The 26,530-nt window shown below is 61.4% G+C and carries 30 protein-coding genes, 1 tRNA gene and 1 other RNA gene; 23 read left to right on the top strand and 9 right to left on the bottom strand.

What is annotated here, in order from left to right; genetic code table 11:
- Window positions 1-16: 16 nt before the first annotated feature.
- Entirely contained in the window at window positions 17-1,456 is a 1,440-nt protein-coding gene (sbcB, locus tag BUA26_RS13935) for an exodeoxyribonuclease I (RefSeq protein WP_072761406.1), read from the bottom strand.
- Between the two features lie 335 nt (window positions 1,457-1,791).
- Here sbcB and orn point away from each other — a divergent pair, with 335 nt between their 5' ends.
- The 4 genes from orn to BUA26_RS13915 all read left to right on the top strand — a co-directional run bounded on the left by orn (window position 1,792) and on the right by BUA26_RS13915 (window position 5,798).
- Complete coding sequence (gene orn, locus BUA26_RS13930) at window positions 1,792-2,358, top strand: oligoribonuclease (protein ID WP_072761405.1); 567 nt, start codon at window positions 1,792-1,794, stop codon at window positions 2,356-2,358.
- 69 nt (window positions 2,359-2,427) lie between these two features.
- Window positions 2,428-3,342 carry a dihydropteroate synthase gene (gene folP / locus BUA26_RS13925; RefSeq protein WP_178368591.1) on the top strand — a complete coding sequence of 305 codons (915 nt, stop codon included), beginning with the start codon at window positions 2,428-2,430 and terminating at the stop codon, window positions 3,340-3,342.
- Between the two features lie 74 nt (window positions 3,343-3,416).
- Complete coding sequence (gene glmM, locus BUA26_RS13920; protein WP_072761404.1) at window positions 3,417-4,769, top strand: phosphoglucosamine mutase; 1,353 nt, start codon at window positions 3,417-3,419, stop codon at window positions 4,767-4,769.
- A gap of 96 nt (window positions 4,770-4,865) precedes the next feature.
- A complete protein-coding gene (locus BUA26_RS13915; protein WP_072761403.1) occupies window positions 4,866-5,798 on the top strand; it encodes an isopenicillin N synthase family dioxygenase in 933 nt (310 codons plus the stop codon).
- 25 nt (window positions 5,799-5,823) lie between these two features.
- Here BUA26_RS13915 and BUA26_RS13910 read toward each other — a convergent pair whose 3' ends face one another.
- Entirely contained in the window at window positions 5,824-6,633 is an 810-nt protein-coding gene (locus BUA26_RS13910; protein ID WP_072761402.1) for an SDR family NAD(P)-dependent oxidoreductase, read from the bottom strand.
- Between the two features lie 124 nt (window positions 6,634-6,757).
- On the opposite strand from BUA26_RS13910, the gene tpiA reads away from it, so the two are divergent.
- From tpiA to BUA26_RS13885, 5 genes are all read left to right on the top strand, one after another.
- A complete protein-coding gene (gene tpiA / locus BUA26_RS13905; RefSeq protein WP_072761401.1) occupies window positions 6,758-7,525 on the top strand; it encodes a triose-phosphate isomerase in 768 nt (255 codons plus the stop codon).
- Between the two features lie 7 nt (window positions 7,526-7,532).
- Complete coding sequence (gene secG, locus BUA26_RS13900; RefSeq protein WP_072761400.1) at window positions 7,533-7,994, top strand: preprotein translocase subunit SecG; 462 nt, start codon at window positions 7,533-7,535, stop codon at window positions 7,992-7,994.
- A gap of 11 nt (window positions 7,995-8,005) precedes the next feature.
- A tRNA-Leu gene (locus BUA26_RS13895) sits at window positions 8,006-8,090 on the top strand.
- 303 nt (window positions 8,091-8,393) lie between these two features.
- On the top strand, window positions 8,394-8,636 hold the full coding sequence (locus tag BUA26_RS13890) for a hypothetical protein (RefSeq protein ID WP_072761399.1): 243 nt from the start codon (window positions 8,394-8,396) through the stop codon (window positions 8,634-8,636).
- Between the two features lie 164 nt (window positions 8,637-8,800).
- Window positions 8,801-9,454, top strand: coding sequence for a response regulator (locus tag BUA26_RS13885; RefSeq protein WP_072761398.1), 654 nt, complete (start codon window positions 8,801-8,803; stop codon window positions 9,452-9,454).
- A gap of 87 nt (window positions 9,455-9,541) precedes the next feature.
- On the opposite strand, the gene BUA26_RS13880 is transcribed toward BUA26_RS13885, so the two are convergent.
- Complete coding sequence (locus tag BUA26_RS13880; RefSeq protein WP_072761397.1) at window positions 9,542-12,772, bottom strand: Rne/Rng family ribonuclease; 3,231 nt, start codon at window positions 12,770-12,772, stop codon at window positions 9,542-9,544.
- Between the two features lie 333 nt (window positions 12,773-13,105).
- Between BUA26_RS13880 and BUA26_RS13875 the strand changes: the two genes are divergently transcribed.
- The gene (locus tag BUA26_RS13875) at window positions 13,106-14,104 is read left to right on the top strand and encodes an RluA family pseudouridine synthase (protein WP_178368607.1); all 999 of its coding nucleotides are present in this window, start codon (window positions 13,106-13,108) and stop codon (window positions 14,102-14,104) included.
- Here BUA26_RS13875 and BUA26_RS13870 read toward each other — a convergent pair whose 3' ends face one another.
- Entirely contained in the window at window positions 14,105-14,446 is a 342-nt protein-coding gene (locus BUA26_RS13870) for a 4a-hydroxytetrahydrobiopterin dehydratase (RefSeq protein WP_072761396.1), read from the bottom strand.
- A gap of 155 nt (window positions 14,447-14,601) precedes the next feature.
- On the opposite strand from BUA26_RS13870, the gene BUA26_RS13865 reads away from it, so the two are divergent.
- Window positions 14,602-15,210, top strand: a complete 609-nt coding sequence (locus tag BUA26_RS13865; RefSeq protein ID WP_072761395.1) for an NfuA family Fe-S biogenesis protein — start codon at window positions 14,602-14,604, stop codon at window positions 15,208-15,210.
- Window positions 15,211-15,300: 90 nt separating this feature from the next.
- Here BUA26_RS13865 and BUA26_RS13860 read toward each other — a convergent pair whose 3' ends face one another.
- A complete protein-coding gene (locus tag BUA26_RS13860; RefSeq protein ID WP_072761394.1) occupies window positions 15,301-15,657 on the bottom strand; it encodes a c-type cytochrome in 357 nt (118 codons plus the stop codon).
- An 18-nt stretch (window positions 15,658-15,675) separates the two neighbouring features.
- Window positions 15,676-15,996 carry a c-type cytochrome gene (locus BUA26_RS13855; RefSeq protein WP_072761612.1) on the bottom strand — a complete coding sequence of 107 codons (321 nt, stop codon included), beginning with the start codon at window positions 15,994-15,996 and terminating at the stop codon, window positions 15,676-15,678.
- A 308-nt stretch (window positions 15,997-16,304) separates the two neighbouring features.
- Between BUA26_RS13855 and ssrA the strand changes: the two genes are divergently transcribed.
- The 8 genes from ssrA (at window position 16,305) to BUA26_RS13810 (ending at window position 22,216) form a co-directional block, all read left to right on the top strand.
- Window positions 16,305-16,659: a transfer-messenger RNA gene (gene ssrA, locus BUA26_RS13850) on the top strand.
- A 163-nt stretch (window positions 16,660-16,822) separates the two neighbouring features.
- On the top strand, window positions 16,823-18,043 hold the full coding sequence (locus BUA26_RS13845; RefSeq protein ID WP_072761393.1) for a tyrosine-type recombinase/integrase: 1,221 nt from the start codon (window positions 16,823-16,825) through the stop codon (window positions 18,041-18,043).
- An 87-nt stretch (window positions 18,044-18,130) separates the two neighbouring features.
- On the top strand, window positions 18,131-18,703 hold the full coding sequence (locus BUA26_RS13840; RefSeq protein ID WP_143154277.1) for a hypothetical protein: 573 nt from the start codon (window positions 18,131-18,133) through the stop codon (window positions 18,701-18,703).
- 118 nt (window positions 18,704-18,821) lie between these two features.
- Window positions 18,822-19,085 carry a helix-turn-helix transcriptional regulator gene (locus tag BUA26_RS13835; RefSeq protein ID WP_255368358.1) on the top strand — a complete coding sequence of 88 codons (264 nt, stop codon included), beginning with the start codon at window positions 18,822-18,824 and terminating at the stop codon, window positions 19,083-19,085.
- A 121-nt stretch (window positions 19,086-19,206) separates the two neighbouring features.
- Complete coding sequence (locus tag BUA26_RS13830; RefSeq protein ID WP_218587828.1) at window positions 19,207-19,668, top strand: hypothetical protein; 462 nt, start codon at window positions 19,207-19,209, stop codon at window positions 19,666-19,668.
- Window positions 19,665-20,780, top strand: a complete 1,116-nt coding sequence (locus BUA26_RS13825) for an AAA family ATPase (protein ID WP_072761391.1) — start codon at window positions 19,665-19,667, stop codon at window positions 20,778-20,780. Before BUA26_RS13830 ends, BUA26_RS13825 begins: the two co-directional genes overlap by 4 nt.
- A 46-nt stretch (window positions 20,781-20,826) precedes the next feature.
- Window positions 20,827-21,372: a hypothetical protein gene (locus tag BUA26_RS20185; protein ID WP_143154276.1), complete on the top strand. Its 546-nt coding sequence runs from the start codon at window positions 20,827-20,829 to the stop codon at window positions 21,370-21,372.
- A gap of 613 nt (window positions 21,373-21,985) precedes the next feature.
- Window positions 21,986-22,216 carry a hypothetical protein gene (locus tag BUA26_RS13810; protein ID WP_072761389.1) on the top strand — a complete coding sequence of 77 codons (231 nt, stop codon included), beginning with the start codon at window positions 21,986-21,988 and terminating at the stop codon, window positions 22,214-22,216.
- A 234-nt stretch (window positions 22,217-22,450) separates the two neighbouring features.
- On the opposite strand, the gene BUA26_RS13805 is transcribed toward BUA26_RS13810, so the two are convergent.
- Complete coding sequence (locus BUA26_RS13805) at window positions 22,451-23,284, bottom strand: hypothetical protein (protein ID WP_072761388.1); 834 nt, start codon at window positions 23,282-23,284, stop codon at window positions 22,451-22,453.
- 362 nt (window positions 23,285-23,646) lie between these two features.
- Between BUA26_RS13805 and BUA26_RS13800 the strand changes: the two genes are divergently transcribed.
- Complete coding sequence (locus BUA26_RS13800) at window positions 23,647-23,985, top strand: hypothetical protein (protein WP_072761387.1); 339 nt, start codon at window positions 23,647-23,649, stop codon at window positions 23,983-23,985.
- 194 nt (window positions 23,986-24,179) lie between these two features.
- On the opposite strand, the gene smpB is transcribed toward BUA26_RS13800, so the two are convergent.
- Complete coding sequence (gene smpB, locus BUA26_RS13795; RefSeq protein ID WP_072761386.1) at window positions 24,180-24,671, bottom strand: SsrA-binding protein SmpB; 492 nt, start codon at window positions 24,669-24,671, stop codon at window positions 24,180-24,182.
- 83 nt (window positions 24,672-24,754) lie between these two features.
- On the opposite strand from smpB, the gene BUA26_RS13790 reads away from it, so the two are divergent.
- Window positions 24,755-25,186, top strand: coding sequence for a type II toxin-antitoxin system RatA family toxin (locus BUA26_RS13790; RefSeq protein ID WP_072761385.1), 432 nt, complete (start codon window positions 24,755-24,757; stop codon window positions 25,184-25,186).
- Complete coding sequence (locus BUA26_RS13785; protein WP_083573009.1) at window positions 25,173-25,457, top strand: RnfH family protein; 285 nt, start codon at window positions 25,173-25,175, stop codon at window positions 25,455-25,457. Before BUA26_RS13790 ends, BUA26_RS13785 begins: the two co-directional genes overlap by 14 nt.
- A gap of 42 nt (window positions 25,458-25,499) precedes the next feature.
- On the opposite strand, the gene bamE is transcribed toward BUA26_RS13785, so the two are convergent.
- Complete coding sequence (bamE, locus tag BUA26_RS13780) at window positions 25,500-25,958, bottom strand: outer membrane protein assembly factor BamE (RefSeq protein ID WP_072761384.1); 459 nt, start codon at window positions 25,956-25,958, stop codon at window positions 25,500-25,502.
- Between the two features lie 76 nt (window positions 25,959-26,034).
- Between bamE and fur the strand changes: the two genes are divergently transcribed.
- Window positions 26,035-26,457, top strand: a complete 423-nt coding sequence (fur, locus tag BUA26_RS13775) for a ferric iron uptake transcriptional regulator (RefSeq protein ID WP_072761383.1) — start codon at window positions 26,035-26,037, stop codon at window positions 26,455-26,457.
- Window positions 26,458-26,530 lie beyond the last annotated feature (73 nt).

Here is a 26,530-nt window from a genome sequence, read left to right as displayed (position 1 = left end):
TGGAAGTGAGGGTGGTTCAGTCGATGCTGGCGGCGAGCCGCTCGCCCCAGGCCTGCAACTGATCGAGCAGGGTCAGTCTGTCCTGTGCTGCCGGATCGTTGCGCAGTTCGCGTAGACGGGTGAAGTAGTCGTCGAGGGTGAGGCCGGTCAAGGCTGTATGCCGGCTCAGTCGCGCCCGGCGGAAGTTGTCCCAGCGCACGCGTTCTTCGGCGTCCAGCGTCTGCGGCCAGTTGCGCGCGCGGTAGCGGAACAGCAGCTCCGGGTAGCGTGCATCGCGGAACGGAAACGCGCGTTCGCCCAGTTGCGCCGGTGGCGTGGCGCGAACCTGGGCGAGCAGCCGTTTGTCGGCATCGGGCAGGAAACCGCCGCCGTAGAGTGCCAGTTCGGGATCTTCCGGCGGCGGCAGTTCGGCGGCGCGCTGGAACACCCGCCGCAGTTTTTCGGCCAGCCCGTCGACGGCCCGCAGCACGTCGCGGTGCGCCACACAACGATCGAGGTCGAGTTGCAGGCGCTGCCGATCCACACCTTGCAGTACCGACAACGGCGCCAGCGCCGGTGCATGGTTCGCACGCACGGTGCGCAACGGGATGCGTTCGATGCCTTCGGGTAGATCGGCGCGGGCGGTGAAGATGCGGTCGGCGATCTCGTCCTCGTCCAGCGCCAGCCACTCGGTCGGATCGGTGGCCAGGTCGTACACGATCACTTCGCCGGCACGACTCGGGTGCGGCGCCAGCGGCGCGATGACGGCGAGGCAATGGCGGTTGGCCGGATAGCGCGAGGACACGTGTACCACCGGCGTCATGTTCACCACGTCGAGCAGCTCGAAGACCTTCTGCTTGCGTCGCAGCCCGTAATACCAGTCCCACAGCCGCGGCTGGCGCACGCGGATCAGCCGGGCAAGGTCGATCAGCGCGTAGACGTCGGAAAGGGCGTCGTGAGCCCGCTCCTGCTTGAGCTGGTTGGCGCTGGCCAGATGTTCCAGCTTGAAGCTGGGCGAGCCGTCTTCGCGGGTGGGCCAGACGATGCCCTCCGGCCGCAACGCCTGGCACAGGCGCACCAGATCGATCAGGTCCCAGCGCGAATTGCCGTTCTCCCACTCGCGGCCATATGGTTCATAGAAGTTGCGGTACAGCATCTGCCGGGTGAATTCGTCGTCGAAACGCAGCGAGTTGTAGCCGACCCCGCAGGTGCCCGGCGCGGCCAATTGCTCGTGCACGCGGGCAGCGAATTCGGCTTCGTTGACACCCTCGCGTTCGGCCTGTTGCGGGGTGATACCGGTGATCATGCAGGCATCGGGATGCGGCGGCATCTCCAGCGACGGCTTGCCGTAGAACATCATCGGTTCGCCGACGATCTCCAGCTCCAGGGTGGTGCGGATGCCGGCGAACTGCAGCGGCCGGTCACGCCGCGAGTCGGAACCGGAGGTCTCGTAGTCGTGCCAGAAGAAGGTCTGCATGTGGAGCCTGTCCTCGTGGCTCGGGTGGCCCGCGCAGGGAGCTGTTTGCTCGCAAGGCAAGGAAGAGTGAGGAAGTGTATGTCGATACACGACCGAATGATGACGCCGCCTTGCGGGCAAACAGACCCTGCCCATTGGGTTGCCCTCCCTTGGCTGCCAAGCGGCGCCGCGCAGCTTGACCTGACAGCCAGTCAGGCGCTTCGCTACGCAACACCACCTGGCAGCCAAGGGAAGGCAACGCGGGCCATCCGAGTCACGAGGACAGGCTCTTGAATCATCGCAGGCCCAAAAGTACGGCCGGCAAGACTGATAAACTCCCGCCACAAGGAGAGCTCATGAGCCAAGCCCACGAAGACAACCTGATCTGGATCGATCTGGAGATGACCGGCCTCGACACCGACAACGACTCGATCCTGGAGATCGCCACGGTGGTCACCGACAAGGAACTGAACGTGCTGGCCGATGGCCCGGTATTCGCGATACGTCACGAGATCGACCGGTTGGAGTCGATGGACAGCTGGAATACCAACCAGCATCACAAGTCGGGCTTGTGGCGGCAGGTGTTGATTTCGGAAACCGACCATGCGATGGCCGAACAGGCCACGGTCGATTTTCTGCGCGAGTGGGTGCCGCCCGGCAAGTCGCCGATGTGCGGCAATTCGATCTGCCAGGACCGGCGTTTCATGCACCGGCAGATGCCGCGGCTGGAACGCTACTTCCACTACCGCAACCTGGACGTATCCACCATAAAGGAGCTGGCTCGTCGCTGGGCGCCGGAAATCGCCAGGAGTGTCGGCAAGGAGTCGGCACATACGGCGCTGTCGGACATCCGCGATTCCATCGCCGAGCTGCGTCATTACCGCCGCTTCATGGGCGAGCTGGGCGGCCAGATCGGGGCTTGAGTCCACCACCGGTTGCCAGATCCTAGTGAAGCAATCACCGGCGAGGTAATCACCAGCGAGGAAATCAGCATGTCGAACGATCTGTTTGCCACGGTACTGGATTGTGCCGGGCGTCCGCTGCGGCTGGATCGTGCGCGGGTGGTCGGGATTCTCAACGTCACGCCCGACTCGTTCTCCGATGGCGGTGCGCATGCCGGCGTGGAAGCGGCCGTGGCGCATGGCCTGCGCATGGCGGAGGAGGGCGCCGACATGCTCGATATCGGCGGTGAATCGACCCGCCCTGGCGCGGCCGAGGTGCCGGTGAAGGAAGAGCTGCGCCGGGTGCTGCCGGTGATCGAGCAGCTGATCGCGCGCACCACGCTGCCGATCGCGATCGATACTTCCAAGCCGGAAGTGATGCGCGCCGCGGTGGCAGCCGGCGCCGGCATGGTCAACGACGTGTACGCCTTGCGCCGCGAGGGCGCGATGGAGACGGTTGCCGAACTGGGTGTGCCGATATGCCTGATGCACATGCAGGGCGAGCCGCGCAGCATGCAGGCCGATCCGCATTACGACGATGTGGTCGGCGAAGTGCACCGTTTTCTCACCGATCGGCTGTTCGCCTGCGAACTGGCCGGAATCGACCGGCGCAAGGTGCTGGTCGACGTCGGTTTCGGTTTCGGCAAGACGCTGGAACACAACCTGGCCCTGCTGTGCGCCCTGGAACGCTTCAGCAATCTGGGCAGTGGCGTGTATACGGGGTTGTCGCGCAAGTCGATGATCGGCACGCTGACCGGCAAGGCCGCGCCGCTCGATCGCGCGGCCGGCTCCGTCGCCGCGGCGATGATCGCCGTTCAGCGCGGCGCACGTATGGTGCGCGTGCACGACGTGGCTGCCACCGTGGATGCGCTGGCGGTGTGGCAAGCGGTGCATGCGGCTGACTTGGTGCCACGGCGCGATGAGAAGCAGAAGCCGGCCGCTCCGCGCTGGCCTGACGACGATTGAGCGGTTTGCCGCGGACGGCGTAGCATCCGGCTTCAATGCTGGCATACCGGAATTTTCCAGAGCGACAAAACACGATGAATCAGCGCAAATATTTCGGTACGGACGGCATCCGCGGACTGGTCGGGCAGTGGCCGATCAGCGCGGATTTCATGTTGCGGCTGGGCCGCGCCGCCGGCAGCGTGCTGGCGCGCGAAGGCGACGGCCGGCCCACCGTGCTGATCGGCAAGGACACCCGCATTTCCGGCTACATGTTCGAGGCGGCGCTGGAAGCCGGCCTGGTGGCGGCCGGTGCCGACGTGGGGCTGCTCGGCCCGATGCCGACGCCCGCGGTGGCGTTCTTGACCCATTCGATGCGCGCGCAGGCCGGCATCGTGATCAGCGCCTCGCACAATCCGCATCACGACAATGGCATCAAGTTCTTCTCCGCCAACGGCGAGAAGCTGTCCGACGCAGTCGAGCTGGCGATCGAGCAGGAACTCGAAGCCGACTTCGTCACGGTGGCGTCCGAACGGCTAGGCAAGGCGGTGCGCGTGGATGATGCGGTGGCGCGTTATGCCGAATTCTGCAAGGCCACAGTCGCAGAGGATTTCAGCCTGCGTGGCCTCAAGGTCGTAGTGGACTGCGCGCATGGCGCGACCTATCAGGTCGCTCCCAAGGTATTCGCCGAGCTGGGTGCCGAGGTGGTGGCGATCGGCAACAAGCCGGATGGTTTCAATATCAACCGCGGAGTCGGCTCGACCCATCCGCAGGCGCTGCAACAGGCGGTGCTGGAGCATGGCGCCGATATGGGTATTGCATTCGACGGCGATGGCGACCGGGTGATGTTGGTCGACCGCTACGGCGTGCTGGCCGACGGCGACGACATCCTCTACATGCTGGCGCGCCACCTGCATGCACGAGGTGCGCTGAAGGGGCCGGTGGTGGGCACGCTGATGAGCAACTACGGACTGCAGCAGGCATTGGCGCAATTCGATGTGCCGCTGATCCGCGCCAACGTAGGCGATCGTTACGTGATGCAGCAGCTGAAAGAGCACGGCGGCATGCTCGGTGGCGAGACCTCAGGCCACATCCTGTGCCTGGATCGGGCGACCACTGGCGATGGCATCGTCGCCGCACTGGCGGTGCTGGAGGTATTGGTACTGTCCGGTCAGGATCTGGCCACGGCCCGCCAGGGGCTGCAGAAGTTGCCGCAGGTGATGTTGAACGTGCGCGCCATCGGTGCACGCGAGGCGCTGGCCAGCGATGAGGTGCTGACGGCGCTGGCCGAGGTGGAGCAAACCCTGCACGGCCGCGGCCGGGTGGTGTTGCGTGCGTCGGGCACCGAGCCGCTGGTGCGCGTGACTATCGAGGGCGCCGATGCGGCGGAAGTGCAACAGTTGGCGGAAAAGCTTGCGGGGATTGTAAAATCCGCAGCCGAACGCTCGTGAACCTGTAGTGACATTGGGTCGCCATGGATAGGCCCGACGTGCCCCGCCCTTGCGGTGGCGGATGACCGACCGCACGCCAAACAGTGGACTACGGCCATGAAGAACGTTCCCACCCTCGACATCCGTCGTTACGACACCGACCGCGACGCGTTCGTCGCCGAGCTTGGCGCGGCCTACCGTGAATTCGGTTTCTGCTGCATCAGCGGCCATGGCATCGCGCGCGAACTGATCGACGGCTCCTACGATGTGTTCCAGCGCTTCTTCGCGCTGCCGACCGAGACCAAGATGAAGTACCACATCGCCGGCAGCGGTGGTGCACGTGGGTACACGCCGTTCAAAGTGGAGACCGCCAAGGACAGCCAGTACGCCGACCTGAAGGAGTTCTGGCATATCGGCCGGGAAATCCCGCGTGACTCGAAGTTCGCCGACGTGATGCCGCCGAATCTATGGCCGAGCGAAGTGCCGGGCTTCAAGCCATACGGCTACGGCCTGTACGAAGCGCTGGATCAGCTCGGCACGCGCGTGTTGCGTGCACTGGCCTTGCATATCGATCAACCGGAAAATTTCTTCGAGGACAAGACCGACGTCGGTAATTCGATCCTGCGTCCGATTCACTACCCGCCGATTACGCAGGATGACGTTCCGAACGTACGCGCGGGCGCGCACGAGGACATCAATTTCATCACCTTGCTGGTCGGCGCCAGCGCCGAGGGGCTGGAAGTGCTGAGCGACGGTGAGTGGTTGCCCATCACCACCGAGGGCGATGCAATCGTGGTGAACATCGGCGACATGCTGCAGCGGCTGAGCAACCATGTGTATCCGTCAACCACGCACCGGGTGGTCAATCCGCAGAACGAGAACGCGCGCAAGCCGCGCTACTCGGTACCCTTCTTCCTGCACCCGAATCCGAATGTGATGCTCGATCCGCTGGACTCGTGCATCACGCCGGACAACCCACGCCGTTACGACACCTCGATCAGCTCGCACGAATACCTGCTGCAGCGACTGCGCGAGATCAAGCTGATCTGAGCCCGGGCGCTATCGGATCGAAGACCTATTCATCCGCATTCCGATAGCGCTTCGATTCCCGTGCCGATAACCACATCGCCAGTCGGTCCGGCATCAGCTGGACGATGATCTTGATGGCCCGATTGACGCGGCCGGGAATATATACGGCCTGGCCGCGTTCAACCGCATCGATGCCCAGACGCACCACTTCTTCCGCACTGAGCCACATGAAGCCCGGCATCTTATTCATCTTGTCGCGAGTACCGGTGACGTCGTGAAACTCCGACCAGGTGAAACCGGGACAGAGTGCGCAGACGTTCACTCCAGCTTCGTGATTCTCCAGCGACAACGACTGCGAAAACTTGATCAGATACGCCTTGGACGCTGCGTACAAGGTATGTCCCGCGGGGCCGGGAACATGTCCAGCCAGCGAGGCCACATTGATGACGCGGCCGTAGCCGCGTTTGCGCATGCCAGGCAGCAGCCGCCAAGCCAGTTCGGTGGGGGCAGTCAGCAGCACCTGCAGGAAGTCCGCATGGGTTTCCCAGTCGTTCGCCAGGAACGAACCGGGCACTCCGTAACCGGCGTTGTTGATCAGCCAGTCCACGTGTAGGTCGTGTTGCTGCAGTGCATCGCAAAGAGCTCGCGGTGCGCCTGGGTTGGCGAGGTCGTTAGGCAGTACGGTGACGGAGATGCCATGTTTCTCGCGCAGTTCAGCGGCGAGGGCTTCCAGTCGGTCGACCCTTCTCGCTGTGAGTACCAGATCGTGACCGAGCATGGCCAGTTGTCGGGCGAACGCGGTACCGATGCCGGCAGAGGCGCCTGTGATCAGGCTGAGGGGACGGCTGGGCGACATGGGCTATTCCTTTGATGAAGGGCCATTCTTGACCGGCGACCAGGCAGGCGCCAGTCGTTCGACGGGTTTGCTGATATTCCGACCCCTCGGTAAGCTTGCGGTTTGATTGCAACGGAAGCAGACCATGCGCAAGAAATTTGTCGCCGGCAACTGGAAAATGCATGGGAGCCGTTCGATGGCCACGGCGCTGGTGAACGACGTCGTCGCTGGCAAGCCAGATTCCATTGATGTGGCGGTGTTTCCGCCGTTCCCGTATCTGGCTGAGCTGGCCTGGCAGCACGCCAGCTCCGGACTTGGCGTGGGTGCGCAGGACGTCAGCGAACATGAAGGGCAGGGCGCCTATACCGGCGAAGTGTCCGCTGCCATGTTGTCGGATGTCGGCGCGCAATGGGTACTGGTGGGTCATTCCGAGCGCCGCCAGTATCACGCCGAGGACGACGCACTGGTTGCGCGCAAGTTTGCCGCGGCACGTGCGGGTGGGCTCACGCCGATCCTGTGTGTAGGGGAGACGCTGGAACAGCGCGAAGCCGGCGAGACCGAGGCGGTCATCGCGCGCCAGCTGCGGGCTGTGTTGGCGCATAACGGCATCGCCAGCTTCGATACGGCCGTGATCGCCTATGAACCGGTCTGGGCGATCGGCACCGGCCACACCGCCAGCCCGGAGCAGGTGCAGCAAGCACACGCCTTCATTCGTAGCCAACTGGAAAAGGAAGATGTTATGATTGCCCGTCTGACCCGACTGCTTTACGGCGGCAGCGTCAAGGCGGCCAATGCCGCGGAATTATTCGCGCAGGCGGACGTGGATGGTGGACTGATCGGCGGTGCTTCTTTAACCGCATCCGATTTCCTTGGAATCTGCGCCGCGGCGCATCAGGCGCTACAGGCTCAATAGAAATCTTATGTTCGTCATTTTCAGCGTGTTTTACATTCTGATCGCTGCGGCGATGATCGTGCTGATCCTGCTGCAGAACGGCGCAGGCGCCGAGGCCGGCTCCGGTTTCGGTGGCGGCGCGTCGGCCACGGTCTTCGGTGCGCGTGGCTCGTCCACGTTCCTGACCCGTGCCACCGGCATTCTCGCCGGGCTGTTCTTCCTGCTCAGCCTCGGCATGGGCGTGTACCTGCACAGCAACGGCGCACCGCGCAGCAATGCCACCGATCTGGGCGTCATGGGTGCACTTGCCAACAAGCCGGCCGCCGTGAAGACAGCACCTGCTGCACCGGCCGGCTCGGAAGTGCCCTCGGCCGTCCCTGCTGCAACCAACAACGCCGTACCGGCTGCTGCACCGCCGGCGGCAACCCCCGCCCCGACCAAGAGTCAGGGCGAGGTGCCGGCAGCCACGGAGCCGCCGGCCAAGCACTGAGCAACACACCTGCCCAGGTGGCGGAACTGGTAGACGCACTACCTTGAGGTGGTAGCGACGTAAGTCGTAGGGGTTCGAGTCCCCTCTTGGGCACCATTACAGGGTTCCAGTGAATATCACTGGGCTCGATGAAACAAAGAAACCGCCTTCCGGCGGTTTTTTTGTGGGTACGGCGACTCTGTCCGGGCAAGCGTCCGTCAACGCATGGGGCAATAGGGTCGACCCGAACCCGGTAACGGCGAGGCGGGGCGTTCGCCGTGATTCCCGCACATGGGTTGTAGGCGCTGGCCGACATAACAGCGGTCTTCCGCATGGCACATTGCGCCTCATTCGCGGAGCTTACGGCGGTTATTTGTCCGTCGGACCGTTGCGATTTTTGCCGCTGAATGGGGAGTTGGCGTGGTGACGATTTCGCTCAAGCAATCGGCTGCAGGCAGCTGGCACGTGTATCGCTGCCAGACCGTGTTGTTCCGCGATTTGCAATTGGGACCAGCGATCAGCCTGGCCAAGGAAATGGCGCGCGATGAATATCACCGGTTGGGGCACCGCGTGTGTGTGAAAATGCCGGGCCCAAGTTCCACGATCATGCTGGCGCGTTACGCGGATGATGATGCACGCGTGGCCAGCACGATGGCAGCTTGAGTTTTTCCGGGAACTGTTTCCGCCCGCGGCAGATGGCAGGTGCCGTCAGCGGACAAGGTCGTACGGCGACGCACCATGTTGCCGGGTGCACGCGGGCCGCGAACTGCTTGCAATAGGCTGCTGCGCAGCCTAATTTCAGGAAGCCCAACCAAGGAGGGCGTGAAGTGATCAATGTTGTCCTGGTGGATGATCACGAGCTGGTTCGCACCGGCTTTCGGATGATTTTGCAGCAGCAGCCGGATATCCATATCAGTGGTGAAGCAGGCACTGCCGAGGAAGGCTTGCGCCTGATTCGCGCGCTGGCACCTCACGTTGCACTGGTCGATGTGCACATGCCCGGCATGAGCGGTATCGAACTCACTGAGCGCGTATGCCGCTCGAAGCTATCCACGCATATCGTCGTCGTGACAGTGGTCGACGATGCACGCTTTCCCAAGCGCCTGCTTGATGCCGGTGCGCTGGGCTACCTGACCAAGGGCTGCAGCGCCGACGAATTGATATCAGCTGTGCGGCAGGTGGCGGGTGGTCGACGTTACCTTGCTCCGGCGGTTGCGCAGCAGCTGGCATTGGCCACGCTCGACGGGAGTACCTCGCCGTTCGACGTATTGTCCAGCCGTGAGCTGGAGGTGGCGATGATGCTGGTGCGCGGCAAGCCACTGACGATCATCGGCGAACAACTCAACCTGAGCCCGAAAACCGTATCCACCTACAAACAGCGACTGATGGAAAAGCTGCATGTGGACCATGTGCTCAGCCTGGCTCACTTGATGACGGTGCATGGGCTGATCGATACGCCGAACCACCACGTGGGCAACTGACGGTATCCCCGGTTGCTTGATGAGTAGCGGCTAAAAAAAAACCGGACTTGCGTCCGGTTTTTTTAGCTTGAGAAGCGAAGCGATGACTCAATCGCGGGAACCATTCTTGTGTTCGCCATTCTCGTCATCGGGCGAAGCCGTCATCGGCTTGCTTTCTTCATGGCTCGGCACAGCCGGGCTCGGCGCAGCCGGTTCTACCGGGTGGACTGGCTGGGCCAGGAGGTCGCCTTGTTTCGGCAGCGGCAGCGAGGCGATTGGGCTGGTGCTGGTCGGCTTTTCAGGCATGCCGACCAGCGTGGCCGGCGGCGCGATGTCGGCCGATTTGCTGGGCTGCTCGATGACTGGAGCCGGAGCCGCTGGGGCTGCAGTTGCCGGAGTCGGCCGCGCTTCTGGTCGGGCATCGGATGCCTGGCCGATGTCGCGAGCGGGGGCGGCCAGATTGATCGGCACGACTTCCGGCGTTGTGACAGGCATGCCGACCACAGGTGCAGGGGCGATAGCGTCTGCTTTTGCTTCGGCATCGTCATGACTGACGACAGCCGCGGATACGATCTGCGGCATGCTGCTGATCGGAGTGGGGGCTGTTGCCCCCACAGCAGTGATCTTGACGATGTCGTGCCCTTCATCGGCGGTCGCCACTGCTGATTTCGCCTGATCGGGAATCGGCGGAAGCGTGGGCAGATTGAAGGTCGTCACAGTGGGCGCTGCAGCACTGACGGTAGCGGCGATCGGAACGGCAGTGGGTGTCGGCTGGTTGTCCGCGAAAGTCGCCGCTGCGGCCTTTTCGGCAGGCTGAGGGGTAACCGGATGGCGAAGCTCGGCTGCCGGTGCCTGAGTAACGTTATCCGTCGCGCCGACTACGGTCGCAGCTGCCGTGCCGATGGCAAATGACTCACGCAACGGTTCGCTGCCGGTAGCCAGCTTGGCTGCCGTAACGGCGCCGGCGGCTTCGTCACGGTCTTCATCATCGAGTGCACGTGCCTGAGCGGTATCGACCACGGTTCCACTCGGGGTGGCTTCGTCATGGCGGCGGCGGCGACGGCCGCCGCGACGACCGCGGCGACGGCGCGACTGACTGCCATCCGCATCGAGCGCCTCGTCCGCGGATTCCGGTGCCGTCGATTCGGCCAGCGGTGTGAGCAGCTCGGCTTCCTTGGCCGCTTCGTCCAGCGGTGCGGCGAGCGGACGTTCGCTGGCGACGGGGCGCGGCTGCCGTTCTGCCTTCGGCTGTGGCGGGTTGGGTTTGCGCTCGGTCCGTGCCTGGTTGTTTTCCGTCGCGACGGGCTTCGGCTGACGTTCCGCTCTTGCAGTCTGTGCCTGGGCCTGCTGCTGGCGCGGCTGCGCCTCGCTATTGCCGCGCTGGCGATTGTTCCTGGCTTGCTGCTGCGCCCCGGCTTTCGATGGATTCTGCTGCACTGGCTCGCGTCGTGGCGGGCGCGACGAAGATGCGTTAGAGGTACTGCCGCTGCCGGTACGGGTGCCGCGTTCGTCACGACCGTCACGACGATTGCGGTTGCTGTTGTCGCGGTTGCTGTCATCGGTACGTTTCTGCGCCGGTGCCGGAGTTGCGGCTTCGGCACTGCGGAACCAGCCAAGCAGGCGCGAGATGACGCCCCCGGTCGGTGCGGTGCGAGTGGTGGTCGCCGCTGCGGGCTGCTGGCGACGTGCAGCCGGTGCAGCAACCGCAACCGCTGCGGCAACTTCTTCGCGCAGTGGAGCAGGGCTGGACGGCACGATGCCGCTCACCGCGGGCTGTTCGCTGCTGCCAAGCGCCTGACCCATCTTCGGCAGCTCGGCGGTTTCCACCGTGGTCAGCCGCTCGTAGCTGGGCTTGCTGTGCTCGCCCATGTCGGCTTCACGGATGCGCTGGATCTCGATATGCGGGGTTTCCAGCTTCTCGTCGGCGACGATCATCACGTGCACTTTGTGGCGCAGCTCGATCTCGACCACGCTGGCGCGCTTCTCGTTGAGCAGGAAATTGACTACGCTGGACGGCGCCTGCACCAGCACTTGGCCGGTGTTGTCCTTCATCGCGTGCTCTTCGATCAGACGCAGGGTCGACAGCGACAACGATTCCACACCGCGAATGTGGCCGTGGCCTTCGCAACGCGGGCAGACGATCTGGGTCGCTTCGCCGAGACTGGGGCGCAGGCGCTGGCGCGACATCTCGAGCAGGCCGAAGCGCGAGATGCGTCCGATCTGCACGCGGGCGCGGTCCTGCTTCAATGCTTCCTTCAGGCGATCTTCCACTTCGCGCTGGTGCTTGGGGCTGTCCATGTCGATGAAGTCGATCACGATCAGGCCGCCGGCGTCGCGGATGCGTGCCTGACGGGCGATTTCCACCGCGGCTTCGCAATTGGTGTTGAACGCGGTCTCCTCGATGTCGCTGCCCTTGGTGGCCTTGGAGGAGTTGATGTCGATCGCGGTCAGCGCTTCGGTCTGGTCGATCACGATCGAGCCGCCCGAGGGCAGGCGCACCTGGCGATCGAACGCGCTCTCGATCTGCGTCTCGATCTGGTAGCGGGTGAACAGCGGAGTGTCGTCCCTGTACAACTTGAGCTTGCGCAGTGCGTTCGGCATCACCTGCTGCATGAAGTCGCGTGCATCGTTGTACAGCGATTCCTCGTCGATCAGGATCTCGCCGATGTCGCTGCGCAGGTAGTCGCGCAGTGCACGGATGAACAGTTTCGATTCCTGATAGATCAGGAACGGCGCTCGCTGCTTGTTGGCGGCTTCGGAAATCGACTTCCACAGCTGCAGCAGATAATCGAGATCCCACTGCAGCTCTTCGGCGTCGCGGCCGAGACCGGCGGTGCGCACGATCAGGCCGACGTCGTCGGGCACGGTGACGTGTTCCAGCGCTTCCTTCAGTGCCTGCCGGTCCTCGCCCTCGATCCGGCGCGAGACACCGCCGGCCTTTGGGTTGTTCGGCATCAGCACCATGTAGCGGCCGGCCAGACTGATGAACGTGGTCAGGGCAGCGCCCTTATTGCCGCGCTCCTCCTTTTCCACCTGAACGACCACTTCCTGACCTTCCTTGATCAGTTCGCGGATGTTGGACTTGTGGGGGTCCAAGCCCTGCGTGAAGTACTCGCGGGAAATTTCCTTCAGAGGCAGGAAGCCATGGCGTTCGGCTCCGTACTCGACGAAGCAGGCTTCAAGTGAAGCCTCAACTCGGGTGATTCGACCCTTGTAAATATTGGACTTTTTCTGTTCCCGCGAAGGGATTTCGATGTCCAGGTCGTAAAGGTTCTGGCCGTCGACAATGGCCACGCGCAACTCTTCACGCTGAGTCGCGTTGATCAACATACGTTTCATGGTGGTAATCCTCGGCTTGGCCGCGCGTCGCGTGCCGCGGTGGCGCCTCAATGGCGGCCTGCCGGGGATCGCGCCGCTGCGGTTAAGCGGCAAAAAAACGGCACCGTTTCCGGTGTCGGGATGATTCGGTCAACTACGCTTGCCGCCTCCGATACCTCATGGCATCGGACAAACGGCAGCCCAAACCGTTACGATGAAAGGGAGCCGCGACCGGCCGCCAAGGCAACCGGCGCAATCCTCGCCGACGTTACGGGCAGGCACTCGACCCGATCCAGACATCGATGGGCAGAATGTAGCGCCCGCCGAGTATCCTATTTCAGCAGGTTTTTTTCAATGCAGACGGCAACTTCCCATGACGCACCTCACGGTGTACGTCAAGTCGCGATCGGCCCCGAGCGAGATGGTCAGCGCATCGACAATGCGCTGGTGACCCTGCTCAAAGGTGTGCCCAAGAGCATGATTTACCGGCTTTTGCGCACCGGTCAGGTACGTGTCAACGGCAAGCGGGCTAAGCCGGATACCCGTCTCGCAGACGGTGATACGCTGCGCATACCTCCTGTGCGGGTAGCTGAACGGCCCGAGGGCAACGCCCCGGCCGGTGGTCTGGTGGCTTCGGTGGCCGATGCCATCATTTTTGAAGACAAGCACTTTCTGGTCATCGACAAGCCTTCCGGCGTGGCCAGCCACGGCGGCAGCGGGGTCAGTCACGGCGCGATCGAGCTGCTGCGCGCGGCTCGGCCACAGGAACACCTGGAACTGGTGCACCGGCTCGATCGCGATACCAGTGGCGTGCTGGTGTTTGCCCGGACGCGGGCCGGACTGACCGGCCTGCAGGCGGCTATTCGTGCCGGAGAAGTGACCAAACAGTATCTATGCCTGATGCTCGGTCACCCGTCCAAGGCCAAGTTCGATGTCAATGCGCCATTGCTGAAATCCGTGTTGCAGGGCGGCGAACGGATGGTGCGGGTAGCCGACAACGGCAAGCCGTCACTCACTTTTTTCCGTGAAATGGAGCAGTACCCCAGCGCCCGCCTGATGCTGGCCACGCTGGGCACCGGTCGTACCCATCAGATCCGCGTTCATGCCGCGCACATTGGCCATCCATTGGCCGGCGATCCGAAATATGGCGATCGCGAGATGAACAAGCGCTTCCGAGACATGGGCTTGAACCGGCTGTTCCTGCATGCCTCGCACATGAGCTTCGATCTGGATGGGCGTTCTTACAGTTTTTCCGCGCCGTTGCCGGATGACTTGAAAGGTTTCCTCGACGTGCTGGCGGTGAAAGGAAAACGGTTGTTGTGGATGAAGGAAAAGTCGCGCACGGACTTCTGATCAGCGCGCCAGCAAGGCCTCGGTCCGTGCAGCACAAATGAAGTCGTTCAGTGACAGGCCACCCACGTCATGGGTCGACCACAGCACCTGGCAATGGCCGTAGCCGGCTTCGAGATCCGGATGATGATCCTCGCGGTTGGCCATGAAGCCCACCGCGTTGATGAAGCCCAGGGTGTGGTGGAAGTCGGCGAACTTGAAGTCCTTGACGATGGCCATGCCATCGTCGCGCAGCCGCCAGCCCGGCAGTTGCCGCAGCAGTTCGGCTACCTGTGTGGCGTCTAGCGCCTGCTCCTTGCCTTTACGCGGTTGGCAGTGTTCGGCGGCCAGATCGTTGGCGTTCATGTGGATTTCCGTGTGAGCTGAAAGTCTGGGATGTGAAGGGTCGGAGTTGTCTGCGCGAATGTCAAAGCGCACAACCGACGCCAAAACAGTACTAAAATGGTGCTGATTCACCGGCGAAGTTCGCCGGCACCACAGTAGGCGGTACCGGAGCGGTCATGATCGATATTTCCGAACGCGCGCAGCAGCACTTTCTGCGGCTTCTCTCACAACAAGGCATCGATGGATTGAGCATTCGCTTGCGGGTGACGGCGCCCGGTACGCCGGCAGCCAACTGCGAGCTGGAGTTCTGCGAACCAGTCGATCTTGCCGGCGGGGAATGGACGATCGAATGTGCCGGCTTCAACTTTCACATCGACGGTGACAGCGCCAGCTGGCTGGATGATGCAACCATCGATTTCGAACCCAATGCCACCGGCGGCCAGCTCAATATCCGCGCGCCGAAGATCAAGGGCGATGTGCCGGGCAACGAGGCGGGATTGGTCGAGCGGGTGCGCTATGTGCTCGAGGCGGAGGTGAATCCGAAACTGGCTTCGCATGGCGGCCGGGTCACCTTGCTGGAGGTCAATGCCGACGGCGCTGTGCTGCTGCAGTTTGGTGGAGGATGCCATGGTTGCGGCATGGTCGATGTGACACTCAAGCAGGGCGTGGAAAAGACGTTGCGCGAACGTGTGCCGGAAATCACGGCGGTGCGGGATGCTACGGATCACGCCGGTGGCGAAAAGCCGTATTACAGCAAGCACGAAGGGAAGTCCGCGATCGCCTGAGTCAAGCCAACCGAGGCAGCGGCAATACGCCAGATGCACAAAGGCCCGCCGGAGCGGGCCTTTGCATGTCATGCGACGGGACGAACAGATTTACTTGCTAGCGCCCTCGACATGACCTTGCAAGGTGTCGAGTTTGGTCGGCAGGCTGGAGAAATAGGTGGCAACGTCTTCGATATCCTGGTCGGACAGGGTAGCCACCATGCCCTTCATGATCGGGTTCGCGCGCTGACCGTCCTTGTACTCGTGCAGCACTTGCTGCAGATACAGGTTGTATTGGCCGGCGAGGCGCGGATACTGCGGATCGACCGCGTTGCCGTCGACACCGTGGCAGGCAAAGCAGGTGGCCGCTTTTTGCTTGCCGTTCTCGGCGTTGCCGCTGGCCAGCAACTGGGTGGAGGCGAACGCCAGCATGGCGCCGAACGAAAGCAGGGTAAGCGCACGTTTCATGCGGAAAGTCCTTGGCAACTACTTGGCGAGGCTGGAAAGAAAGGCGGCGACGTTCTGAATGTCCGTATCGGACAAGCTCTGCGCCTGTGCACCCATGGTCGGATGCTTGCGCTCGCCACTCTGGTAGCCATGCAGCGCATTGACGATGTACTGCTCGTTCTGTCCGGCGATCTTCGGCACCGGATATTGCGGGTAGGCATTGGTGTAACCGGGTACGCCATGGCAACCGGCGCAGGTGTAGATCAGTTCGCGTCCGGCAGCCTTGTCGCCTTCAGCGTGCGCAACGGTGGCGAAAAGGGCTGTGGCCGCGGCCAGGCCAAGCAATTGCAGTCGAGTCATCGAGATCATTCCCACGAGTACGGCGGGTACAGGGTGATATAAGTCGGCAAGTATAGACGTTGCGTCAGTGCGTGAACAACACTCCGAGCTGATGTGAGCAATGTTTGCGCAAGGCCCGCTCGACACTGCCGTGTGCCGATTCTCCCGGCGCTTCGAAGCCTCTTCGCGAAACAAGCGGGGAGCCCGCAGGAAATTTCATGCGCTGATTTGCGGATGCTGTCGTCGACCGCTTTGCCCGGAATGCAGCAAGCGCCATTGATGCTTTGGCCGGCGGCCCCATATACTGCGCTGGTCGTACCGTTTTCCCCGGGGGTGTTCTGGCTTCGACGGGGGTAGTGAGATGACTTGGTGCATGTCGAGGGGGCAGCTTTCCTCGTTAATCCAGCAGCAAACTTCTAGTTGCCAACGACGACAACTACGCTCTCGCCGCTTAAGGCGTAAGCCCCGAACCCACTTGTGCTCATGCTCGTCGGTGTAGGGTCATTATCATGAGATCGCCGAACGCTGCCGCCTGGCGGTTCTAGGTTAAATCAATCAGGCTGGTTCCGCGGTGCGCCTTGCTCATCGTGCTTGTCGCGGAACGAGATCGAACGGTGAGCTAAGCATGTAGATCCGGGCATTTAACACCTTCGGACGCGGGTTCGACTCCCGCCACCTCCACCAATACAAGCTCCAACGCAGTCCAACGAAGGCCGGCAACCCTAGCAACAGCAAAGGTTCCGGCCTTTTTTGTGCCCGATACTGTCCGATCTAGTCCATTGCAATCCGGGGGCAACTGGGGGCAACATCGGGGGCAACAGTACCTATCCCTGTAAGGGTTGCCCCCATGACACTTTCCGACGTCACCATCCGCAAGGCCAAGCCAGCCGACAAGACCCAGCGTCTATTTGATGGTGGCGGGCTGTACTTGGAAGTCTCGCCAGCTGGGGGCAAGTGGTGGCGTTTGAAGTATCGGTTTGGGGGTAAGGAGAAACGTCTATCTCTCGGCACCTATCCCGACACTGGCCTAGCCGATGCCCGCGACAAGCGCGATGCTGCCCGCAAGTTGTTGGCCGCTGACGTCGATCCGGGCGAGCAACGCAAGGCCGTGAAAGCTGCCGGCGAAGATCGTGCGGCGAACAGCTTTGAAGTGGTGGCGCGCGAGTGGCACGCCAAGCAATCGGCAACATGGGTAGAACTCCACGCCAGCCGAATCATGTTGCGACTGGAGAATGATGTATTCCCGTGGCTGGGTAGCCGACCGCTTGCCGACATTACCGCCAAAGAGTTGCTGGCTACCGTCAATCGCATTGTTGACCGGGGCGCAGTTGAGTCCGCGCATCGCGTGCTGCAAAACTGTGGGCAGGTCTTGCGCTACGCCATCGCCACCGGCCGCGCCGAACGCAATCCGGTTGCCGACCTGCGCGGAGCGTTGCCGCCAGTCAAGCAAACGCACCTTGCCGCCATCGTTGATCCGGTTGCTATCGGTGGCCTGCTTCGCGCGATGGATGCCTATAACGGCTCGTTGGTGACGAAGTGTGCGCTGCGACTGGCACCGCTGGTATTCGTGCGACCGGGTGAGCTACGGCAAGCAGAATGGGCAGAGTTCGATCTGGACGGTGCGCAATGGAATATCCCTGCCGAGAAAATGAAGATGCGCGAGCCGCATCTGGTTCCGTTGGCACCGCAAGCTGTGGTGATCCTGCGCGAGCTGCATGCACTGACCGGAAAGGGGCGGTATGTATTCCCCAGCGCACGCAGTCCGCAACGCCCCATGAGCAACAACGCTGTGTTGTCAGCATTGCGTCGCATGGGTTACGCCACCGACGAAATGAGCGGTCACGGTTTTCGGGCGATGGCGCGCACGGTTCTGGATGAGGTGCTGCACTTCCGGCCCGACTACATCGAACACCAGCTAGCCCATGCCGTGAAAGACCCGAACGGCCGCGCGTACAACCGCACCGCGCACCTTGCCGAGCGTTGCAAGATGATGGCCGCGTGGGCGGATTATCTGGACACGTTGAAGGAAGGCGGCAACGTCGTACCGATGCAGCGCAAAGCAGGCTGATACTTCCAACGTCGCGCCTAGGCTGATCCCTAAAACCGGGCACCTTCCCCGGCTGGTGCGGCACTTTTGAAGGTTAGAGGTATGCACGTGTCCGTCAAAAAACTATCACCCGACGAAGATGTCTCTTTCGCCGCCCGAGTTGATGAAAGCGCGATGCGAATCGTCAATGCATTGAAGAAGCAAGAGCAATTTCAAGACCGAACATCGGCATTTGCCGGGATTGCTCAAATGCAATCTGCTGGAACAGCTCAGATAGACGCAATGTCACATGTAGAACTCATCGCTTACGCGAAAAGCATGCAGGGTCTAGTAGCTCATCTTTCGACAATGCTCATGCATGCAGACGCAAACATGGCTGCCTTAGGCATTCGAGACAACGAAACCAAGAGCAAGTTGGCTGGAAGCGTTAGGAAGCTCGGCGAGGCGGCAAGCCATGCAACAGCTAGAAAGAGTTTTGGCGCGGATCAAGCCAATGCTGCCAAACGGCTAGCCAAGGACGAGGTTCGCGTTCTCTGGAATGGCCTTCCCCTACTGCAACGAGTGAGTCGAGGCGCAGTTCTGAACTTCGCGACGAAGACAGCTCTTAATGTCGAAAACACAACGGTTGATGGCATCAGGCGATGGGTTGCTCAGTTCCGTAAGGAATCGTCCAACCGCTAGCGGTTACACGTAGGCACTAGTGGATGCGACTCGCGCCGCTCCACATGTGAATAATTTGGAATCGCTTCGTCCGAAGCCATGCGCTGCCGCTCGGTAGCGATGCACTTGGAGCGATACCGTGCGTTTGCAACCCGCAATATCTGCTTTTGTACATACAGCCACATTGTTGCCCGCGACCGGCTATCTCCGCCTGTCGCAGATTGTCGGCAAACCCGCCACGGACAACTCGCCGGCTATTCCCGCCATCTATCCGGTCTGTAAATCGACATGGTGGGCAGGCGTCAAAGCTGGGCGCTATCCGCAGCCCGTCAAGCTGGGCACCCGCATTACTGCATGGCGGGTGGAGCAAATACGTGAACTGATAGAGCGGGGCGCGGCATGATCCCGCGCACTGTTTTGCGTCGATTGCATCGCCTCGCGGAACATCTGGACGCATGCGGGGAATGTGCCCTCACGGTTCTCTTTGGGGTGTTGTTCCTGCTGATCGTGCTGGGGGCATTCAAATGAACATGCCCGTTACCACCATCACCGCATCACCTTCCGTGCTGCTGTTACCGCGTCTGGAAGGCGTCATCAAAACTGGCAGGGGCTGGCGATCACGCTGTCCGGCCCACGATGGCAAGTCGGCCTCGCTGGCGATCACCGAGGGCGACAACGGCACCCTGCTGCTGCATTGCTTCGCAGGTTGCCAAGTTCATGATGTGCTGGCGGCGGTAGGCTTGCAGGTTGGTGACTTATTCCCCGAACGCATCCGCGACACAACTCCCGAAGGTCGACGCGCGGCACAACAGGCGTTCAAGCAAACGGCATGGGGTGCGGCGCTTGGCGTTGTAAGTCGGGAGGCCAAAGTTATCAGCATCGCCGCGCATGACCTTGCCGCTGGCCTCGTGTTGAACGATACCGATGCTGATCGGCTGGCACTCGCTATTGATCGTATCGACACTGCGCGGGAGGTGCTGGTATGACGACCGCCGCCGAACGACTGCCCGCCGGCGTCCGCAGTCTGGACGAACGTGCCGACCGTGACCTAGACATGGTCGAGAGTGTGGCGAACTCGGCTTGGTGCATTCATGCAAATTCTAAGAATGCACCAACGCACCAAGAGGAAAAGCCGCCACGTAAGGTGGTGGCGGTTGACGCTGCCGGGCTACTGTCCGCAAGTTTTCCGCCGCGCGACAAGCTGCTCAAACCTTGGCTCTCCAGCCAATCACTCGCGATGATTTACGCACCGCGGGGCATCGGTAAAACGCACATGGCGCTAGGTGTGGCGTACGCACTCGCATCGGGTGGCGAGTTCCTGGGCTGGCAGGCGACGGCGCAAACGCCTGTGTTGTATCTGGATGGCGAGATGCCGGGCGCGGATCTGAAAGCCCGAGTTGCCACGGTTATCGCCAGCAATGAACGCGAGGCGGCGGACGGATACCTGCGGTTTGTCACGCCCGACCTACAAGCTGACGGCGTGATGCCGAACCTGTATCAGCCGGAAGGCCGGGAAGCCGTCAACGCTGCGCTAGGTAATGCCCGCGTGATTATCGTAGACAACTTGAGCTGTCTTGTACGCGGCGGCAAAGAGAACGAGGGGGAGAGCTGGCAGCCGGTGCAGGAGTGGGCGTTACAAATGCGCTCGCAAGGTCTTAGCGTGGTTTTCGTTCACCACGCCGGCAAGGGAGGCCAGCAACGTGGCACGTCTAAGCGCGAAGACGTTCTGGACACTGTCATTGCACTACGCAAGCCGGCTGATTACGAACCCGGTCAAGGTGCACGGTTCGAGGTTCACTTCGAGAAAGCCCGCGCACTGTATGGGCAAGATGTGTCTCCCTTCGAGGCCGCGCTAACCACGCTGCCGGACGGGAACCAGACATGGGCGACGCGCGCGGTATCCGATGCCAGCGAGGAACAGATGATCGAGCTGGCCGGGCTGGGTCTGAGCACGCGTGAGATAGGCGGCGAGTTGGGTGTGAATCATTCGACCGTAGTGCGCGCACTGAACAAGGCAAAAGACGCGGGCCGCTACACCCCGAAGCCAAAGCGGAAAACAAAGCCCACGCCGAAGAAGGGGGATAGTCATGACGACTGACCCGGAAGGTGCTTGGTGCGCTGGTGCATCGCTAGGGAATGCACCAATGCACCAAAGCCCTAAAACATCGCTCAAAGTCTTGGCAGACAACGCTTTGCAGGGAAATGGCCGCGCACCAAAAGAAGCTGCGCTTGGTGTAGGTTCAAGTGCCGTTTCTGGTGCGCTTGGTGCAGGCGGTGCGCGTGGTGCAACTGGTGCACTGAAACCGTTAGACGCATGCCAGCTTGCCGCACTTGAGTTGATGCAGCGTGACACCGACGACCGCCACGCCGGACGTGTGCCGGCTGGTGACACGGCGCGAATGTGGTGCAAAGGTTGCGGCCCGGTCTGGATTCATCCCGACATTGCGGCAGTGTTGCCCGTGGTCGACGGCTGGCCGCGTGCGCTGGGTTGCCCGTGGTGTTTCGTGCGCAAGGCAGGCGCCTACATCCCGCGTCCGCCCGTGACGTTCGAGGGCTGCCGGCACTTCACCCCGGACACGATCAATCCACCAACCGGCATGGGTGACTGCGGCAAAGGCCACGGGATGCCCTATCCAATGCAGCGGCGCGGTTGTGCAGACTTTCAGCGAATGAGCGACATAGACGCATGAACACGCCACAGGACAACAACGAGAGGGGGCAGCGGCTCAATGCCCGCAAGCGCCTGCGCCAGCGCCAGCGACGGCAAGGTGTTAAGCGGATCGACTATCAACCCAGTGAGCAAGTGCTGGCGCTTATTGTTGTCGATTTAAAGCCTTGCGTCGGCGGCGACTTCAGTAGCGTGATCGACCGACTGATATTGAAAGCTGCCGGGGTGGTGCCGGAATTTCGGCACACTTCGCGCAGGCGCGTGCACGCGAACAACTTAGCAGGATCAATGGAAGACGCTGGCATTGGGCGACCAGTCCGCACACGCGCGAAAGACTTTGCAGTAGCGAATAAGAATCCCGGAATTATTGCTGCCATACACGCGGGCGCGAGTGACTTTGGAGAATTGCCGACGTGGGCAGCCGGTTATCTGTCTCGGTGCGCCGTCCGTGACGCCTCGAAACGCGTTGTGTGCGGAGGCCGTCGCCGGCGTGACGGCAAGCCCTGCGAAGCCCTGAGCGTACCGGGCAAGCGTCGTTGCAAGTGGCACGGAGGATGTTCTACTGGGCCGCGCACGGTCGAGGGAAAGGCGAGGGTGACGGCAAACTTGCGGTCGCGGAGCAGGAGCGTTGAGGCGTGACGTGGCAGCCAGGTTTGCCTGTACTTACCGCCAGCGACCATGCCGACTGGCAAGTGTGGCGCAAGACCCGGAAGCTGGAGCAGCAGCGCGAGCGTCGGAACATGTATCCACGGATCGACTATTACCCCAGTGACAAAGCCCTCCGCATCATCGGGGCGCAGCGGGGCGACTATTCCAGTGCGATTGACCGGCTGGTGCTGATCGCTGCTGGTGAACTTCCGGAATAAATTACAGTGATTTACAGGCGAAATGACGAGGAGGTCAGCTCAAAAAAGCTTTTCTGGGTCATGGTGCTACGCGCGATGGAGGGGAGGGTGAGGGTAGCGGTGAACTTGCACAAGCGGCGATGAGCCCGTCGAGGATGGTGATTGGTATTCCTTCGCTATACGGCGACTGGCTATCGCGCCATTCAATCCGAGCTAAAAAGCGATGCCTTGCTGAATGCGCTGGGAGGATGAGCTTCATGGCTTGGCTTGTTTCTTCGCATTGCTGCTGCGGAAGCCGCGAGCCACCCATCCGGTAAGCAATCCAAGAATTAGTAGGATGAGAGGCAAAGATGTTGCGCCAACAACAGTTCCGATAGCCGCGTCTGCTCGGCTCTTAGAGACTTCTCCCGCATAGTCTCGATGCTTCGCTTTATTGCAGCGATCAAGGTCATTTAGCGCGGACAGCCTCACCGGCGCTGGATGATCGTCGAACCGGTCATAGGGATTCGTCGCCGTCGAGGCCCTAGCTTGGGCCGCATAGTCATCCCATGGATTCGCGGCGGTAGAAGCCGACTCTGGCGCAATTGTGCGTGAATGCGCCTGCGCGTAGGCCAGCACCTGCTCTTGCGTGGCGCCTTCGGGCGCAGTGACATCGTAGATGCTGCCATCGGGCGCGGTGACCTTGTAGGTCGCAGTTTCCTGCATTCGAATGGGGGCAGGCGAGGGCTGCAGGACGTAGCCCGGGGGCGGAGGCGGAATCGTAGGCGCCTGCGGTCCATACTGCGCATCGAACTGCGCCTTCGCTTCGGCAATGTCCTTGGAGTTGCTTGATTGCGCGGCGACGACTTCATGAAAATACTGCTGCCGAGCCTCTTCCTGCTGAGCTGGTGCGAGCTGTCGGAAGGCTGGCGAAGTGATGACATCCTTCCAAGCCTTAGGTGCGGGACACGCAAGCTCCACGGAAAATTTCATCCGATCGGCGGCCGACTCGGCGCTGACGACGATGGTTATGCCAATGCCTACTGCTAGGACAACCCACAAGCCAGAAATGGCGATCCAAAGCCGCCACCATCCGCCGATCCTTCGCATGTCCTTCCCCGTGGTCTAGTGCTGGCAGTCTGCCATAAAAGTTTTGCGATGCGGGGTGCCGCACGCTGTAGCGCTACGCCATGCGCGCGCAGTAGAGCGCTGCTATCTCAGTTTCGGCGTCATACGTCGCGGCTGGAAAGGTGTTGCCCGGCTCTAGGCCATGCGTCGTGCGCCGTAACACCAGCCAGTACAGCAAGGACACGGCACATTCTGCCCAATTTTTGTCGCGCGGAGCAGATGCAGCACGCTTATTGCGCGGGTTGGCTGACCTGAGAGCATGGCTCGGTGTATGCATGCATCTATCTTGCTGGCCCTATCAGGGGCAACAAAGCCATCCTGCTAATCCATACGGAGATTTTGATATGAACAAGAAAGTTGTTATCGGCGCAATGTTTGCCTTGTTGGCGACGCTCTCATTCTCGGCAGCGGCGCAACATTACGTGAGTGGCTACACCCGCGCCAACGGCACGTATGTGCAACCCCATTACCAGACCGACCCGAACAATACGAAAACTGACAACTATTCGACGCAAGGCAACGTAAACCCGTACACCGGTCAGGAGGGCACTCGTAACCCTTACGCAACCCCCAGCTATGGGCAGCAGACCCAATCCAGCTATGGGCAGCAGACCCAATCCAGCTATGGGCAGAACCCGTACGCGACCCAGCCCACGACATCGTCTTATGGATATGGGCATTGATCAACGGTGTGGCGAAGGGTCAAGCGAATATGATGAGGGGGCAACTTTGGGGGCAACTCAGAATAGTTGAATCTTAAAACCGTTGTGCCACAAGGGCTGACGGCTACCAATTCAATAGACGCCACCCCCCAATAAGCAAAAAAGCCCTTGAAGTCTTCAAGGGCTTTTTTGTTGCGCGATGCCAATGTGCAGATTCAGGCGCCGCGGTTGTGCGACCGCATGGTGCGCTGTTTTTCGATCTGCCAGTCGCGCTGCTTCTCGGTGTCGCGCTTGTCATGTTCCTGCTTGCCGCGGGCAAGTCCGATCTCGACCTTGACCTTGTTGCCCTTCCAGTACATCGCCGTAGGCACCAAGGTGTAGCCCTTACGCTCGACGGCGCCGACCAGCTGATCGATTTCCTTGCGATGCAGCAGCAGTTTGCGGGTGCGTCGATCCTCGGCGATCACGTGGGTGGAGGCGCTGATCAGTGGCGGGATGGAGGTACCAATCAGGAATATCTCGTTCTTCAGGACGACCGCGTAGCTGTCGCCGAAGTTGATCCTGCCGGCGCGCAGCGCTTTCAGCTCCCAGCCTTGCAAGGCCACGCCGGCCTCGAAACGCTGGTCGATGTGGTACTCGAAACGGGAGCGCTTGTTGAGCGCGATGGTGCCGCCGCCCTTGTTGTCTTTGTCCTTCGCCTTGGCCATGTCCGTTAAACTCGGGCCTTGTTGCCCTGATGCCGATTCCGCCGCATGCCGGGCCAAATCAAGCGTGATGTGAAGAGGTTGCCGTGATCGAAATCCGTCGCAGTGCATTGGTGAAATATTCGCCAATGCAGATGTTCGACCTAGTCAATGAAGTCGAAGCATACCCAAAGCGTTTCTCCTGGTGTGCCGGCGCCGAGGTGCTTGAACGCCAAGGTGATGTGCTGGTGGCGCGGCTGGATCTCAAGTTTGCGGGATTCCACCAGAGTTTCACTACACGCAATTCGGTGGACCCGCCCAGGCGCTTGCGGATGAGTCTGGTCAATGGTCCATTCCGCAGCCTCGAAGGCGTGTGGGATTTCATCGCTCTCGGTGACGCCGGCTGCAAGGTCGCGTTCGAGCTGGATTTCGACTACGCGGGGCGGCTCGGCGGTAGTGCGCTGAAGCTTGGCTTCCAGGGATTGGCGGGACGCATGGTCGACGATTTCTGTCGGGAGGCCGAGCGTGTCTACGGCTGAGCGGAAGATCACGGTCGAGGTGGTTTATGCGGCTGCCGGAAAACAGATTCTGCGCCAGGTCGAGTTGGCCGAAGGCAGTACGGTAAAGCAGGCGATCGATGCTTCGGAAATAACCGGAATGCTCCCGGCTGGTGCGATCGACGTGCACCACCTCGGCGTATTCGCGCGGAAGGTGGCGCCCGACCACATCCTGCAGAACGGTGATCGAATCGAGATCTATCGGCCGCTCATGCTGGATCCGATGGAGGCGCGCCGGCGGCGCGCCCGTTGAGTCGAGATCGGAACGGCTAACCCGGCCGACCCGTACCGGTGATCAATGGCCGTTGTCGTTACCCTGGCCGAAGCCGCCGTCGTCCTTGCTGTCCTTCGGAGATTTGCTCTTGTCACCCTCGGTCTCGTTGACGGGGTAGCCGGCGTTGTATTTCTTGCTCTCCTTGACCAGCTGCTGGGCATCTTGCGCGAAGAAATCGCCTTCGGTACGCACTAGCGTGTCGTTGTTGAAGGTCAGCGTGAATGTACGCACCTTGATCGGGCTGCCACGATGCGAAAAGGTGGACACGTAATCCCAGCGGCTCTGGTCGAACGGTGTGCTGACCGAAGGCGTGCCCATCAGCACCAATACCTGGTGCTTGGTCATGCCGGGCTTGAGCTGATCCACCACTTTCTTATCGAGCAGATTGCCTTGCTGTACGTCGGGGGTGTAGACGATGTGGCAGCCGGCCAGGGAGAGCGCCAGCATGGCGAAAACCAGCAGGGTGATCAGCTTTTGCATGCGTGTTGCGTCCGGATCGTAAAGGTGTCGGATGATACACTACCGGCTTGAAAACGCCGCGTGCGGAGGGTGTGCTATGGAACAGGAAACCAAAGAGCTGCGCAGGGTTGGCCTCAAGGTGACCCATCCGCGCATGCGCATCCTGCAAATCTTCGACGAGGAAGGGGTGCAACACCTCACCGCCGAAGACGTCTACAAGAAACTGCTTGCCCACCAGGAAGACATTGGCCTGGCGACGGTGTATCGCGTACTGACCCAGTTCGAGGCGGCAGGCATCATCGTCAAGCACAATTTCGAAGGTGGCCAGGCTGTCTACGAACTCGATCGCGGCAAACATCACGATCACATGATTGATGTGGACAGCGGGAAAGTGATTGAGTTCGTCAGCGAGGAGATCGAGCGCCTGCAGCACGAGATCGCGGCGCGGCACGGCTATGTGATCGAGGATCACAGCCTGGTGCTGTATGTGCGGCCGAAGCACCATTCGCGCAAAAGCTGAGAAGAAAACGCTGCGCTGAGTGCCGATGTGTTGCCGGGGACTCGCGTCGCACCGAATGGTGGGCATAAAAAAG

Source organism: Rhodanobacter sp. OK091 (genome assembly GCF_900142825.1).
Lineage (GTDB): Bacteria > Pseudomonadota > Gammaproteobacteria > Xanthomonadales > Rhodanobacteraceae > Rhodanobacter.
Note: the sequence above shows the minus strand (reverse complement) of the source record. Positions and strands in the feature narration are given on the sequence as shown.

What these genes read in the sequence shown, in the direction of transcription:
- BUA26_RS13800 (WP_072761387.1), top strand. Translation starts at nt 23,647, where the DNA reads ATGAACAAGAAAGTTGTTATCGGCGCAATGTTTGCCTTGTTGGCGACG.
- BUA26_RS13805 (WP_072761388.1), bottom strand. Translation starts at nt 23,284, where the DNA reads ATGCGAAGGATCGGCGGATGGTGGCGGCTTTGGATCGCCATTTCTGGC.
- BUA26_RS13855 (WP_072761612.1), bottom strand. Translation starts at nt 15,996, where the DNA reads ATGACTCGACTGCAATTGCTTGGCCTGGCCGCGGCCACAGCCCTTTTC.
- BUA26_RS13880 (WP_072761397.1), bottom strand. Translation starts at nt 12,772, where the DNA reads ATGAAACGTATGTTGATCAACGCGACTCAGCGTGAAGAGTTGCGCGTG.
- bamE (WP_072761384.1), bottom strand. Translation starts at nt 25,958, where the DNA reads ATGCAAAAGCTGATCACCCTGCTGGTTTTCGCCATGCTGGCGCTCTCC.
- folP (WP_178368591.1), top strand. Translation starts at nt 2,428, where the DNA reads ATGTCGAACGATCTGTTTGCCACGGTACTGGATTGTGCCGGGCGTCCG.
- sbcB (WP_072761406.1), bottom strand. Translation starts at nt 1,456, where the DNA reads ATGCAGACCTTCTTCTGGCACGACTACGAGACCTCCGGTTCCGACTCG.
- BUA26_RS13910 (WP_072761402.1), bottom strand. Translation starts at nt 6,633, where the DNA reads ATGTCGCCCAGCCGTCCCCTCAGCCTGATCACAGGCGCCTCTGCCGGC.
- BUA26_RS13825 (WP_072761391.1), top strand. Translation starts at nt 19,665, where the DNA reads ATGACGACCGCCGCCGAACGACTGCCCGCCGGCGTCCGCAGTCTGGAC.
- BUA26_RS13875 (WP_178368607.1), top strand. Translation starts at nt 13,106, where the DNA reads ATGCAGACGGCAACTTCCCATGACGCACCTCACGGTGTACGTCAAGTC.
- BUA26_RS13830 (WP_218587828.1), top strand. Translation starts at nt 19,207, where the DNA reads ATGAACATGCCCGTTACCACCATCACCGCATCACCTTCCGTGCTGCTG.
- glmM (WP_072761404.1), top strand. Translation starts at nt 3,417, where the DNA reads ATGAATCAGCGCAAATATTTCGGTACGGACGGCATCCGCGGACTGGTC.
- BUA26_RS13915 (WP_072761403.1), top strand. Translation starts at nt 4,866, where the DNA reads ATGAAGAACGTTCCCACCCTCGACATCCGTCGTTACGACACCGACCGC.
- BUA26_RS20185 (WP_143154276.1), top strand. Translation starts at nt 20,827, where the DNA reads ATGCACCAAAGCCCTAAAACATCGCTCAAAGTCTTGGCAGACAACGCT.
- BUA26_RS13860 (WP_072761394.1), bottom strand. Translation starts at nt 15,657, where the DNA reads ATGAAACGTGCGCTTACCCTGCTTTCGTTCGGCGCCATGCTGGCGTTC.
- smpB (WP_072761386.1), bottom strand. Translation starts at nt 24,671, where the DNA reads ATGGCCAAGGCGAAGGACAAAGACAACAAGGGCGGCGGCACCATCGCG.
- BUA26_RS13865 (WP_072761395.1), top strand. Translation starts at nt 14,602, where the DNA reads ATGATCGATATTTCCGAACGCGCGCAGCAGCACTTTCTGCGGCTTCTC.
- tpiA (WP_072761401.1), top strand. Translation starts at nt 6,758, where the DNA reads ATGCGCAAGAAATTTGTCGCCGGCAACTGGAAAATGCATGGGAGCCGT.
- orn (WP_072761405.1), top strand. Translation starts at nt 1,792, where the DNA reads ATGAGCCAAGCCCACGAAGACAACCTGATCTGGATCGATCTGGAGATG.
- secG (WP_072761400.1), top strand. Translation starts at nt 7,533, where the DNA reads ATGTTCGTCATTTTCAGCGTGTTTTACATTCTGATCGCTGCGGCGATG.
- BUA26_RS13870 (WP_072761396.1), bottom strand. Translation starts at nt 14,446, where the DNA reads ATGAACGCCAACGATCTGGCCGCCGAACACTGCCAACCGCGTAAAGGC.
- fur (WP_072761383.1), top strand. Translation starts at nt 26,035, where the DNA reads ATGGAACAGGAAACCAAAGAGCTGCGCAGGGTTGGCCTCAAGGTGACC.
- BUA26_RS13845 (WP_072761393.1), top strand. Translation starts at nt 16,823, where the DNA reads ATGACACTTTCCGACGTCACCATCCGCAAGGCCAAGCCAGCCGACAAG.